The organism is Pseudogracilibacillus sp. SE30717A (assembly GCF_037071985.1).
In the GTDB taxonomy this organism is placed as follows: Bacteria; Bacillota; Bacilli; order Bacillales; family Amphibacillaceae; genus Pseudogracilibacillus.
On sequence record NZ_JAXHDF010000004.1, the window covers coordinates 329,809 to 343,235 of the forward strand.

At 33.6% G+C, this 13,427-nt stretch carries 14 protein-coding genes and 1 pseudogene; 8 read left to right on the plus strand and 7 right to left on the minus strand.

Translation table 11 applies throughout. The features are described 5' to 3' along the window. Positions 1 to 28: 28 nt before the first annotated feature. Positions 29 to 610 (plus strand): uracil-DNA glycosylase, encoded by a 582-nt coding sequence (locus SPD48_RS08605; RefSeq protein WP_336257683.1) that lies wholly within the window; start codon positions 29 to 31, stop codon positions 608 to 610. Positions 611 to 793: 183 nt separating this feature from the next. On the opposite strand, the gene SPD48_RS08610 is transcribed toward SPD48_RS08605, so the two are convergent. Beyond that, positions 794 to 1,510 carry a dihydropteridine reductase gene (locus SPD48_RS08610; protein ID WP_336257684.1) on the minus strand — a complete coding sequence of 239 codons (717 nt, stop codon included), beginning with the start codon at positions 1,508 to 1,510 and terminating at the stop codon, positions 794 to 796. A 389-nt stretch (positions 1,511 to 1,899) separates the two neighbouring features. Then, positions 1,900 to 2,505, minus strand: coding sequence for a DUF6241 domain-containing protein (locus SPD48_RS08615; protein WP_336257685.1), 606 nt, complete (start codon positions 2,503 to 2,505; stop codon positions 1,900 to 1,902). Positions 2,506 to 2,682: 177 nt separating this feature from the next. On the opposite strand from SPD48_RS08615, the gene SPD48_RS19945 reads away from it, so the two are divergent. The 4 genes from SPD48_RS19945 to SPD48_RS08630 all read left to right on the plus strand — a co-directional run bounded on the left by SPD48_RS19945 (position 2,683) and on the right by SPD48_RS08630 (position 5,226). Further along, complete coding sequence (locus SPD48_RS19945) at positions 2,683 to 3,069, plus strand: DUF4181 domain-containing protein (RefSeq protein ID WP_442962132.1); 387 nt, start codon at positions 2,683 to 2,685, stop codon at positions 3,067 to 3,069. A 10-nt stretch (positions 3,070 to 3,079) separates the two neighbouring features. Then, positions 3,080 to 3,460, plus strand: coding sequence for a DUF4181 domain-containing protein (locus SPD48_RS08620; protein WP_336257686.1), 381 nt, complete (start codon positions 3,080 to 3,082; stop codon positions 3,458 to 3,460). Between the two features lie 46 nt (positions 3,461 to 3,506). Further along, positions 3,507 to 3,722 (plus strand): hypothetical protein, encoded by a 216-nt coding sequence (locus SPD48_RS08625; protein WP_336257687.1) that lies wholly within the window; start codon positions 3,507 to 3,509, stop codon positions 3,720 to 3,722. A gap of 235 nt (positions 3,723 to 3,957) precedes the next feature. After that, entirely contained in the window at positions 3,958 to 5,226 is a 1,269-nt protein-coding gene (locus tag SPD48_RS08630; protein WP_336257688.1) for a cytosine deaminase, read from the plus strand. 204 nt (positions 5,227 to 5,430) lie between these two features. Here the strand turns inward: SPD48_RS08630 and SPD48_RS08635 are convergent, their stop codons facing one another. Then, positions 5,431 to 7,638, minus strand: coding sequence for a heavy metal translocating P-type ATPase (locus tag SPD48_RS08635; RefSeq protein WP_336257689.1), 2,208 nt, complete (start codon positions 7,636 to 7,638; stop codon positions 5,431 to 5,433). Positions 7,639 to 7,893: 255 nt separating this feature from the next. Here SPD48_RS08635 and SPD48_RS08640 point away from each other — a divergent pair, with 255 nt between their 5' ends. Next, positions 7,894 to 8,115 (plus strand): DUF6366 family protein, encoded by a 222-nt coding sequence (locus SPD48_RS08640; RefSeq protein ID WP_336257690.1) that lies wholly within the window; start codon positions 7,894 to 7,896, stop codon positions 8,113 to 8,115. Positions 8,116 to 8,137: 22 nt separating this feature from the next. Continuing rightward, entirely contained in the window at positions 8,138 to 8,656 is a 519-nt protein-coding gene (locus SPD48_RS08645) for a tubby C-terminal domain-like protein (protein ID WP_336257691.1), read from the plus strand. A gap of 437 nt (positions 8,657 to 9,093) precedes the next feature. On the opposite strand, the gene SPD48_RS08650 is transcribed toward SPD48_RS08645, so the two are convergent. Further along, positions 9,094 to 10,272 (minus strand): D-alanyl-D-alanine carboxypeptidase family protein, encoded by a 1,179-nt coding sequence (locus SPD48_RS08650; RefSeq protein ID WP_336257692.1) that lies wholly within the window; start codon positions 10,270 to 10,272, stop codon positions 9,094 to 9,096. 222 nt (positions 10,273 to 10,494) lie between these two features. Here SPD48_RS08650 and SPD48_RS08655 point away from each other — a divergent pair. Continuing rightward, positions 10,495 to 10,820: pseudogene (locus tag SPD48_RS08655) on the plus strand (four-helix bundle copper-binding protein). A 43-nt stretch (positions 10,821 to 10,863) separates the two neighbouring features. On the opposite strand, the gene SPD48_RS08660 reads toward SPD48_RS08655, so the two are convergent. From SPD48_RS08660 to SPD48_RS08670, 3 genes are all read right to left on the minus strand, one after another. Beyond that, positions 10,864 to 11,652 carry a cytochrome c oxidase assembly protein gene (locus SPD48_RS08660; RefSeq protein ID WP_336257693.1) on the minus strand — a complete coding sequence of 263 codons (789 nt, stop codon included), beginning with the start codon at positions 11,650 to 11,652 and terminating at the stop codon, positions 10,864 to 10,866. Between the two features lie 264 nt (positions 11,653 to 11,916). After that, the gene (locus tag SPD48_RS08665) at positions 11,917 to 12,708 is read right to left on the minus strand and encodes a cytochrome c oxidase assembly protein (protein WP_336257694.1); all 792 of its coding nucleotides are present in this window, start codon (positions 12,706 to 12,708) and stop codon (positions 11,917 to 11,919) included. Beyond that, positions 12,709 to 13,185, minus strand: coding sequence for a DUF2243 domain-containing protein (locus SPD48_RS08670; protein ID WP_336257695.1), 477 nt, complete (start codon positions 13,183 to 13,185; stop codon positions 12,709 to 12,711). It lies immediately after the preceding gene. Positions 13,186 to 13,427 lie beyond the last annotated feature (242 nt).

Here is a 13,427-nt window from a genome sequence, read left to right on the forward strand (position 1 = left end):
TGAATATTTCCTTTAGGAGGAATTTGATATGTCAGATTTTTGTCCTGTTCCTTGGCCCGAAGACCCAACCCCGGAATACCTTATAGATTGTAAAGAGTGTGGTCTATTTAAACATGGCACCCGCATGATTTGGGGTGAAGGGAATCCCAATGCTTCACTAATGATCATCTTGGACAATCCAGGAGCGCGAGAAGATAAAGAAGGAAGAGAATTTGTTTGTGGAACCAGACAGGCTTTACAACAAGCAGCATATGAAGTTGGATTGAGTGTGCAAGAGATTTATGTAACATATGTACTAAAAAGGCAACCTAGAAAAAAGTATGACAAAGCATATACTCGAAAAATTTGTATAAAGCATCTTGAAGAGCAATTGAAAGAAAAGCAACCTTCGCTCATTTTCTGTATGGGAAACGTTGCTGTACAAAGTTTTTTTAGAAATGATGAGGCTGAGGTCAAAACACTTCGTGGAAAAATTCATCTAGTAAACGGATTTTCGACTGCAGTTGCTTATCATCCGTTAGCAATAAGACGACGCCCAAATTTACGTGCTGGTTTTATAGAAGATTGGGAATTAGTAGTTGAAGAAATGAACAAGCAGAACTTTTTCTAAAAGCTGCTTGTTTTTACTTTTTAGGTCTCATTATCATTGCAATTCCTGTTAAGAACCATATACACAAATTGGACTTGACTGTAGAAGTATCTCCATTCTATTGGCGCTAATCTTTATTCCAGATTAGCACCTTTTAATGAAACATTAATTTAGTATTTTACCGAAAAAATAATTTGTCTTGACTTATATAGACAAATCAACTGATAAAAACTCAGGCAACTGTTGTTCACGCTTATCGAGCATAATCTGTTCTGGCTCGATCCCCTTCTCACGCAGTACTTCGATGTTCTGCATGAGAAATTCGTCGCTGCCGACAACATAGAAGAGTCCATCCTTATCTGCGGCAAGATTTTTCACTTCTTCATAGTATTCTTTACGATTATCGACGAACTGCGATGTAAACTTCTTGTCAGATACGGATTTAAAAATATTAGTGAATAAAAAATCTTTTGATGAATCAATGTTCAAGGAATGAATTTGATTGACGTTATCAGCACGTTCGAAATAATCTAGTACAAGCGGTCTGAATGTAGCCAGGCCAACACCTGATGATAGTAGGTAAACATTTTTATTTTCTCTTTTAAGCGGTACGTTCGAATGAGTCTTAAATATTGCAACTTCATTGCCGACTTCAAGTTTTCTTAAAACTGCCTTAAACTCAGAGCATTGTTCTCTGATGCGTGTTGTGATACCGATTGAATTTTCGTGTGGTAAAGTGGAGATTGACATATGACGAATCAGGCTGCGGTTTGGTTTATCTCCGGCATTAAAACCTTCCAGTGCAAAGTGGGTATGGGCACCCTCTTCCCATGTGAAGTCTTCCGGACAGTCGAGCAAGTACGTTTTAACCTCAGATGTTTCCTCAATAATCTTATTTATTTTAGTCCAGTATATTTGCATTATACATTCTCCTTACTCAGTTATATGTGTCGTTACTATCTAACATATAACAAATGATAACAATTCTCAATTAAAGAGATTTATTATTTCGAATAATTTATGGGATATAACTTAGTAAGGAGGTTTTGCCTATGGACATTGTTAGTGGGATGTTAGTAGCGTTCCTCGTTTCTGATAAAAATCATAGCTCCCTGATGCATTTTTAGTGGATACGTAATGGATTAATTTCTAAGCTACCTCTTGTCGAGGGTCAGCCTATGCGTGCCGCACCATATGTCATCATGGACGATCTTTATTACATTATGAACTTTTTATAAATCATACTACAGTTGATATGAATGTACACATCCTAATCCCTGTTGGAATTAAAAAATATGAAATCATTCCTCTTACTCACTACTTTCTTCGTCTTTGTACATTTCATTTACTTCTTCTGTATTTTCTATATACTTCTGTTCTTGTTCCTCGTTTAAAACTCCTGTAGCCTTTCCACTCTTTTCGTCTGTGCCACCTTGGATTCCCCATACATAGTTATGATCGTCAACAATATTAGTAAAATCATCGTTTTTCCATCTTGTTAAAATTTCTTTATAATTCTCTGTATTAAAAATAGAATGTCCTGCTTGATCTAATGCATCTAATAACCAGTCAATTCTTTCATCCGTAATTTCATAAAATCCCCATTTGTTCTCTGCATTAACTTTTTGATGCGACATCCAATGTATATAGTTAAGTACATTAATTTCCTCTATTTCTTGTGGTTCAATTTTATTTCCAAAAGGATTCGTATACGAAATTTCTTTTTTTTCCTCATTTTGTACTGTCGGTTCCACCTGTTCAGCTTGTTCAATATGCTCTGACTGGTCCTCCTTTAACGACTGTTTTTCGTTTTCTAGCTTTTCTTCCACGCCTAATTTAAGAAAATAAAGAATCAATGCAGATGCAGCAACAATTGCTATGACAATGATAACGGTAATTTTTCCCCTGTTGTTCACTTCTTCACTCCTTACACTGTTTTTTTTATCATAACAAATATGTAAATAGAAAAAAATAGGAAGTCAAAATTGCTTTCTCTCAGAAGTAGCTATTTACGGAATGTGTAAAAATTAATATCCCCTTTAATCAGTCGGTAGGTTAATGTATAATAATGGTAAATGAAAGGTTGAAAGAATATGTATTTATATATTATCAGTGCATTACTAATTCTAATAATCTTTTTCCTAATTTCCGAGTTCTATTTCAAAAGACATTTAAATATACCGCGATCAAACCTCCATTTATTATCTAAAGACAGAAATAAAAAATTTGCTCGTATGGAATTTTTCTCGTTACTTTGTTACTTTATTATTGGTCTTGTATTGATTAACTTGAATATTGTTTCTCAAACTATAAGTGCTACTCTTATTCTCGGATTCTTGGTACTCGCGAACGCGATTCGAGCGATTGAATTGTGGAAATTCAAACGTAAAGAAAAAGCTTATTATTATCATGTATTGATCTTGGGCTTAAGTTTACTTTTAATCATAATAACCTTTCTGGGTGAAAGGTATTTGATTTAGGAGGATTACCTTGTTATTCCTAATTATTAGTTTTACGGTTGTTTTTATAATCTACTTGACTATTCGTTTCTATTATCTTCAAGGAAAGCGAAAAATTAATAATAAGCGAATGTGGACATTTACCGAAGAGAGAAAAAAGTATTTTTTTGCTGTAGAAATTGTACTCATCGTATTATTTCTGATCAGCGTATTTATAAGTGTTGCTATGGGAATATCAAAAATTCTAGCACCATTTATGGTAAGTGGATTATTGCTTTTAATATCAATTAGTCAGGCTATTGAAGAATGGATCTATTACCGAAAAGACAAAGTTTATTATCATCGAATCCTTCAAAGTTTCGCCCTTCTGAGCTTTATTATACTCTGTATAGTTGAACAATTTATTTTATAAATTCTCTGTTCTCGTATGTCCCACTACTTTCTAAGGAGCTGTATAGATGGATTTATTTATGATCATGAAAGAGCGATATATGTTTCTAGCTATTATTATTATAATTATATTTATGAGCTTATTATTAATTTTCACTACTTGGAAAAGACGTTCGAATATACCTAAAAGTTTACTTATATTTATAACATCCATCTGTACGATTTTAATTATTTCATCTCTATTTGCTTTAGTTTTTACTGTTTCTTTTGGCTATAACTCTTGAAAACTAGCTATATTCGCACTACTCCATTGTTGAATGGAAAAGAAGAATCAGTCCACTGTCTTCCTCTCTGTTAAACCTAATACCTCTTCGTTTCCAATTTATCAAAAAAACTCTATCCACCCTTCCATCATGTCTTATAAACAAAACTTGCACTATTTTTAAATGAGCTTAATATAAGTAACAGATATGTATTTGAAAAATGTTGAGACGGCTTGACTATAAAAGGAGGATCTTGATGGATTTAATTATTCGCAATGCTAGGTTAAGAGGGCAAAAAAGTCTAGTAGATATTGGAATCAAAGATGGAAAATTTGAAAGAATCACTGAAAAAATTAATGAGAAAGGAGATAAAGAAGTTGATGCACAAGGGAAATTTGTCAGTCCTCCATTTGTAGAATCCCATATTCATTTAGATGCTGCACTTAGTGTTGGAAATCCGAGATATAATCAATCCGGTACATTACTAGAAGCAATTGACATTTGGGGAGATTTTAAGCATAATGCCTCAAAGGAATCAATAAAAAATAATGCAAGACGTGCAGTAAAGTGGTTAGTAGCAAATGGGGTATTACATCTTCGTGCTCATACGGATTCAACTGAACCAACGCTTAAGACAATGGAAGCAATCTTAGAACTTAGAGATGAGATGAAGGAATTAATCGATATTCAAGTTGTTGCGTTCCCTCAGGACGGGATTTTTGCTTTTAAAGGCATGCATAAATTACTGGAAGACTCGTTAAAAATGGGGGCTGATGTGGTCGGAGGCCTACCTCAGGTTGAATTGACGAGAGAAGAGGGGATTAGGTCCGTTGAACATGCTTTTAATCTTGCGGAAAAATATAATACGTTAATTGATATTCATACAGATGAGACTGGTGATGATCAATCTCGCTTTATTGAAGTAATTGCAAAATTGGCGATCAATCGCTCGATGCAAGGAAAGGTTACGGCCAGTCATACAACGGCAATGCATAATTATCATAATGATTATGCTGCAAAACTTATTGGAAATTTACGACGAGCCAATTTAAACATCGTGACTAATCCTTTTTCAAATGCATTGCTTCAAAATAGATTAGACGGTTATCCTAGAAAAAGAGGGACAACAAGAGTAGATGAATTAAGAATGCGTGGGGTAAACGTTAGTATTGGTAACGATAATTTGATGGATCCTTTTGGCCCTTTTGGTAAAGGTCATATGCTTCAGGCAGCTCACCTTCTAGCCCACACAGCACATTTAAGCGGCATGGAACAAATAAATGATCTGTTTAATATGATTACCGTAAATGGTGCCAGATCACTTAACCTAAAAACATATGGTATCGAGATCGGCAATCAGGCAGATTGTATTATTCTTGATGCATCTGATGAATATGAAGCAATTCGACTTACAAGTGAGTGTTTATATGTAATACGTAAAGGCAATATTATTGTTGAAACTGAACCGGCAAAAAGAAATTTGTATATAAATGACTCTATTTTTAATATTGATTTTAAGTTATAGTAATATCTCTAATATCTCTAGCTCTTAAGTTTGCTTATTGATAAATGTTATTCGTTGCACTGCAATTATTAAACACCAACATTTTGCAAAAAAACAGAAATTTTATCAATTCATAAACCTAAACCTAATGTCCAATTAATCTATCGGGCATTAGGTCTAATCATAATAAACAACCCGGTAAATGGCTGCTACTCATTATACATTTTAATCTAGTTGGAGCCGTTTCAATCTTAAGGAATTTAAAACAACCGCGATGGAACTAAATGCCATTGCTGCCCCTGCTAACCAGGGAACTAAAATTCCTAACATCGCAAAAGGAATCATGATGATATTGTACAAAAATGCCCAAACAAAGTTTTGTTTAATATTCACCATTGTTTTTTTACTAATAATGATTGCGTCAACCAAACGATTTAAATCATCTTTAACAATTGTAATATCTCCTGACTCAATTGCCACATCGGAACCAGTGCCAAGGGCAACTCCTATATCACTTACTGTAAGTGCAGGTGCATCATTTATTCCATCACCTACCATAACAACATGATGTCCCTTTTGTTGTACTTCTCTTATGATTTTAACTTTATCATCTGGAGTACACTCTGTATATACCTTTTTAATTCCTACCTTTCTAGCAACAGAAAGGCCCGATTTTTCATGGTCCCCTGTTAATAATACGATAGGCAACCCCTTCTGTTTTAATCGAGCAACTGCACGTATAGAAGTTGGTTTAATTCCATCAAAAACAGCTATGATTCCTGCATATCTACCGTCCACATAAACAATCATCACTGTCTTTCCTTCACTCTTTAACGATTGTTCTATTAACGATGCTTTACTGGGTATAGTAATTTTTTTCATTTTATAATAGGTTGAACTCGCAATCACGACTTTCATTCCCTCAACAACTGCTATAATTCCGTATCCGGGGACATTTTGTATTTGTTTGGCCTCTGGTAAAACACTAATTTGGGAGCGAGCTTTAGTAATAATTGCTTTAGCAACCGGATGATCAGAAGTCTGTTCTACCGCACCAATTAAGCGCATAAATTGTTTAGGCTCCATCGTATCAACAAAAACATCTGTTACTTGTGGCATTCCTTTTGTTACTGTTCCAGTTTTATCTAATACGATATATGTACATTTCCCGAGTAATTCGAGATATTTCCCTTCTTTAAACAATATTCCATATTGAGCGGCTCGTCCACTTCCGACCATAATAGAGGTTGGTGTTGCTAATCCAAGTGCACAAGGGCATGCAACAATTAGTACTGCTATTACCTTTCCTAGGGCACCACTCATATTTCCTGGCTGAAAAATAAAAAACCATGATATAAAGGTAATGATAGCAATAACGATCACAATGGGTATAAACATACTTGTTATTTTATCGGCTATATGTTGAATTGGCGCTTTTAAGCTTTGTGCTTCCTCGACAATTTTAATTATATTAGATAACGCTGTATCCGAATCCTTTTTAGTTACTTTTACTTTTAATAATCCATTATGATTAATCGTCCCCGCATAAACTTCTGAACCTTTATTTTTCTCGATCGGAATACTTTCACCTGTAAGCAACGCTTCATCCACCATGGAGTTTCCTTCTAATACTTGTCCATCAATGGGTACTTTCTCCCCCGGTTTGACAATAATAATATTCCCTGGTCTTAATTCTTTAACATTTATCAACACTTCGTCAGTACCATTATATAAATTAGCCTTTTCTGTCTTTATCTCATATAACTTTTTCAATGCCTCTGTCGTTTTATATTTTGTTTTTGTTTCCAATAATCTTCCTAATAAGATAAATGTAATGATAAAAGCGCTTGTCTCATAAAATAATACAGCTGACTCGGTCGTGTATAGAAATCCATGAGTTGTAAAGGTCACATAATGACTATAAAAGAAAGCAGCACTCGTACTTAAAACAACGAGAACATCCATATTCATACTTCCATTTTTAACTGCCTTCCAAGCTCGTTCATAAAATTGATACCCGATAACAAATTGAATTGGGAGTGTAATAATAAATTGAAAAAAAGGATTCATAAAAATCGATGGGATATAGAGCCACTCTGACCACATAAAGTGAGAGAACATTGCCCAAGCTAACGGTAGAGTTAAAAAAGCTGACAGGATAAAATGCCATGTTAATCTATTTATTTCTTTATCTCTGTCCAATGTTTTATCTGTTGCCACTACACTTGCTTCAAAACCAATTTGTTTAATGCGATCTAGAATCGTCTCGATGCTTGTCTTTTTTTTATTAAACGTAACTCTTCCTGTTTCTGTAGCTAAATTGATTGATACTTCTTTCACTCCATCTAATTTAGAAACAACTTTCTCAATCCTTGCAACACAAGCGGAACAATACATTCCTTCAACATCAAGTTTCGCTGTTTCGTTAATCATTCTGTTCACCACTTTTTTCTCGTATTCCTATATTTTATTAATTTTTTTAAAAAATAGAACAGTATATATGATACTAGACTGGGTGATGCATTGATTCATTGTTTTCAAGTCATAACTTTATGATGGGAGTCTTATTTTTGATCAGGGATTTGCAAATTGTACAATCAGGTGTAGAATTTGAATAAGAAGTAACGCATTCCTTGAACGTATAGGCAAATTATGCAGGTTGAATTATTATTGATTGGAGGATTTGATTTGAATTATGATAACGATCGTACCAATGATAGATCCCTAGAAACTAAAATAATAACAACTAAGAAAGAAAATACAGATAATAATATAAGTGATGCATTTGACAGTTCACGAATTGCGAACTTTTCCGATGACCCGGTAGGTATAATGGGATGGAAAGGAACAGGATTGTTACTAATTACAGTTATAGTAGGTTTCGTTACATTTAAAGTGTTTTTCAGTTAACGGGGTACAAAGGAGCAAAATTATGGAATTTTTCGCAGTTTTACCAACATGGAAATATTCAGGTAAACAAATAGAAATTATTAATTCGGATAGTGTAAAGGTCGGATTTATTCAAAGAAAGTATAAAAATTTCTTGAACAAACTTATTCATTATTCGCCTGTTACATTATCGTTTTTAGAAACCATAAATATTGATGGAGAACATAATGGTAACCATTTAAAAATAAGAGAGCAGTCTTTTAAATCAAATTTGATAAAATTAAAATGGGATATATTTTTAAATGAGAGCAAATTTTTATTAGAAGATAAAACTAAAATTAACACAAACCCACGTATGGTATATTATAAAAATAATAAAAAGTATGTTTTTAAAAAAGATATATTTAATCGTACTTGTGAGATTAGCTTTAACGAGAATATCTATGCGACTATTAAAATCGATAAAAAGATTCCACCAACATTAAAAACCATAACTAAAACGGATGACCTTACAATCATTGAGTTACTTGGAATTTATTACATAATAAACTTGGCTTATTAGTGTTAAACCTTCAACAATCAGAGACAAAAATGGGATAGTTCTATCGTTTTGCAAAAAGTCTTTTTGGGTAGATTATTTAGGAGGAGATACTGTGGAACTGCTATTTTATATCCTAGTGTTTGGATTAATTGTATTTTTAAATTTAGGTCTGTATTTACCGTTTTTAAAGAACGATTAAAGGTTCAACCAACATCACTGTGAATGAATAAATGTATTCATTTTTATAACTCTTCCTATTGTAAGAGCACCCTTTCTTATTCTTTTAAGTTTACGTTATTTTAGCTTTTGATTAGGAACGTTCCTAATTCATGATTGCGATCCATTACGGTATAAAGAGATGCAACTCAGCGCACCTCTCTTTTAAAATAATATTATTTGCCAATGGTGATTTGATGTGAATAGTTAATTAATAAATTTCTCTAAAAGAACGGAACGCCTTAATATTTAAACTTACTTTTACGCTTTCTTATTTTACGTATGGCAAAAAATCCGACACCAATTACTAGAACAAAACAGAAAAATATTTTAGTGTAAGATTCTAATCCATTTTTATCCGACTGTGTATGTTCTGAAGTACTTATTGCTTCTTCATTTTCCTCTTGTTTCAGTCTTTCCAATGCAAAAGTGGTAATTGGATCTCCATCCTGATTCTTTATATGCAAAATTCCACCTTTTTTTATTTCGGTTTGGATTTGGTCTTCTTTTGAATACGTATATTCCAAGTCTTTTGTCGTTTTATATTCTTCATCTTCTATCTGAAAAATAGTACCTGCTGCAATTTTTGATGTAATAAAATGATCAAATACATAATCTAATAAGTTGGTCGTATCTTTATACATCTCTGACTTAAAATTTGTTTTCATTGTAATTACGATAACATTCAAGTTATTTCTACTTGCGGTTGTCGCCAATGTAAATCCCGATTTATTAACAAATCCTGTTTTCCCACCAGTAATTCCTTCATAAGGCATTTCGTCCAACAATAAATGATGAGTCAATAAAGTGGTGTCCCAAGATTCACCTACCCACTTAAGTTCTTTCGTCCCAAAAATCTCTCTGAATAATGAATTGTTCATAGCATACTGTGTGATGTTGGCTAAATCAGCTGCAGTTGTCACATGTTTCTCATTAAAGAGGCCACTCGAATTTTCAAAATTTGTATGGGACACACCCACTTCGTTTTGCAAATATTCATTTAGATCAGAAGAAAATTGTTTCTCACTTCCCGATAAATGTTCAGCTATAGCAACGGCCGCATCATTGCCGGAGTTTATTAATAAACCTTGAACAAGCTTTTTTAATCTAACTTGTTCTCCTTCCTCCAAATAAACTGTTGTCCCCTCGATATGTCTCGCTTTTTCACTTACCGTGACAACATCTTCCATATTACCTTTTTCAATAGCATAGATCGCAGTTGCAATTTTTGTTAAGCTAGCAGGATACATCTCTTTCGTAGCATTTTTTTCAAAGAGTACCTTCCCACTTGATGCTTCCAAGACAATTGCCGATTCGCTATGTAATTCTGGTAAATTATCATTTGATTGTGCATAAATTGATTGTGTAAAAAAACAAATTACTCCGATAAAAAGTATAAATATTAGACAGATTTTTTTCATAATGTCACCTTATTTATAAAATTTCTACATACTCCCTTCTAACTTTAATAGATAAACAGGTAAGATGCCGGCTTGAAACCAAAAAATAATAAGGTTGTAATATCTGCGTAATAATACCTATGTTATTTAGCTCCCTTGAAAATAAATAGTAACTTTGGATTATATAAAATAATAAAGGGTAAAGAATATGTACTACTTCACTTCTTATGGTTGGAGGTTTTGATGTTGACACAAGAGGAGAAACGAACATTATTAAGAACATTACATGAATGCATGACAGCATGTAACCATGGTTATGATGCTTGTTTACGAGAAGAGGTAAAATGATGAAGGATTGTATTCGATTAGATCGTGAATGTGCAGATTTTTGTGCTTATCTTGCTCAAGCAATTTCAAGGGGCACACCTTTTACATCCGAATTGGCTAATGTATGTATAACGATTTGTGATGCATACGGTAATGAATGTCAAAAACATTCACATGACCATTGCCAGAAATGTGCCGAGGCATGTTTTGAATGCGCAAAAGCTTGTAAACAAATCGCATAACTTACTCTAAAAGAGCCGAATGTCACTATTCGGCTCTTCCTTTCTAACAGCACTTTTTTTCAAGTTTGCATGTCACCATTAAACCAAACTTATGCAAACCCATCATTATTGCTCCTGCCATCATTTGATCGTATTTTGTATTAAAGGGTGGAGGTAGAATCTGTATAGAACTGCCGCTAGGGAGACATAAATGAGCGGCTATTTGATTGAGAAATGGGTTATGCATTCCATCAAGTAATGCACTAATAATAAATAGCATACATGCCGGCATAATGTACATACTGCTTTGCCAAATATATTTCTTTCTTCTGTTTGATAAAAGCCTTTCGTTAGGATCTGGGGATGCAATTGGCCAGAACATCCGAAAAGACAAGATAAATAACACGGTCAAATATATTTTCTGAAGTCCTGAAAATTGCGAAACAAAGGATAGAAAGACAGGAAGATGATATAGAAGAAAAAGTCCTGCAAAAATGATGAGTGCTATTTTAGGAGTGATAATGTGAGGTAATCTGTTAATATAAGGTAAATGGACTATTTTATTATACACCGGTTTTGGAATACCGAGTAGGATAAGGGGCGGAACAATAAAGAACACCATACTCATCTGGATCATATGAAAACTAAATGAAAGATAACTAAACGCTACCAGCGGGCTTCCTATCATGCCGTATAACAGCCAAACACCTGTTAAAAATAAAATTGGTTGCATTTTTTTAGTAAATGATAAATTGCGCCTCTGACTTATAATGTAAAATCCTGAAACCACTAGTATTATAAATAAGAGAGGAAGATTCCATGTTAGTTGATCAGCTAAAAATACTGTAATCAAGTGATCATTCCTCCATCAGTTCAATATTTAGTTTTTACTTAAAACTTTTGTTTATGGTCTGTTCTGTTTTATCAAACTCAAACATTATTGACCTGAAATAAAAGAAGGTAATCATTAAGCTTCATATAAAAAAGCGATAAGCACCGTTATCGTCTAAACGTTAATTTTAAGCTTACTCATCTATCAATAACAGAACAAAAAATTCTTTTACCATTTATAATATGAATCTTCCCTCTTAAATATGCCTACTGAGATAACATCGATTTAAGAAGTTAACCTACTGAAGGTTGAACCATTTATAGGCTTCGTAGATTTATACCACTGATAAAAAAGGACAACAATAATAATTAAATCAATCGCGTCTCCTCCATAATACATTAGCATTCCTCCTATCTTAGCTTGGGACTCTTCTACCCCTGCAGGAGGATTAGCATAAATATATTTTGAAAGAATTTCATGAGCAGCCAAAGCAATCACAAAGACAGTGGTTCGATATAAGTAGCTTACTCTATACGGGACGGGATCAATATATAGGAGTGATACAGTAAATAAATAGCCAGCTAAAAAAATATGCACATGAATAAGTATTTGAAGTATGGAATTTTCAAGCATGGTTGCATATAAATCAGTCGTATATAAGACCCACAGACCGCCAATATTAAGCGTTGTTGCGACCAGAGGATTCGTATAAATTCTTGTAATTTTACTTCGTAGAACCCGTGTCAAACGCCGAGCTTGCCAAACGGGTAAGAGGCGGAGTAATAGAGTTGTTGGAGCAGAAAGCACTAATAATACAGGTGCTAACATTCCAAGTAAAAGATGTCCGATCATATGCCAAACAAAATGATGATGAGCCATATGTGCGATTGGACCAATCACTGAAATTGCAACACATAGAACCCCTAGAATCCAACATATAACTCTATGATGCGGCCATCTCTTATACGTTAGATTTGATTTTCTAATAGCAACCATATAAAGGAATATTAAAATAATAAAAAATAAAAATATAATAAGCTCCAGCAATGTCACCATTTTTATACCGTTTACTATCACTTATTTTCCCCCCATACGGTTCGGTCGTGTTTGATAAAGTAGGAAAACTCCAACAAAAATAAGTCCAATTGCAAGTATGTTCCATATTAAATCATACAGTAAAATATCAACATGATAACGAATCTGATGAATGCGCATTACTTTATGCTGAATGATTCCATCATATAATTGGAATATACCTGAACCTAAAAATAAACCACCTAACCATCTTTTTAGGTATAAAGCATTTCGTCGACGTAAGTCAGCAAAAAGAAATAAACCTCCAATAGTCGCAAACCAGCTAAACGCATGAAAAAATCCATCCGAAATAATACCAATAGCCGTTGTCGATTTATCATAAAAATGATGCCAACGAAGAAGTTGGTGAAATACTGTTTCATCAATAAATGCAACCATGCCGACGCCAAATAAGAAACCCGAGCCCACATTTCTTGATGAGTATCGTACTCTATTATGAGTGGCTTGTCTACTTTCCATTTAACTATCTTCCTCAACTTTCTTAAATGATTTATTCTTTATTCCAAGTTATATTTCCCCTTGCGAAAAAAGAATTTTACATTGCGTACTTGAAACAAATTTCTACCGTTAGCATCTTGGTAACATTCTCTACGTCTCTAGCTAGTAATAAAAAGATATTCATATGTATGGTATACTTTTTCAAAAAATATATGCAATTCAATATTGATGATAGAAAAAAGCACTCCCAAGTTTGAATTAGA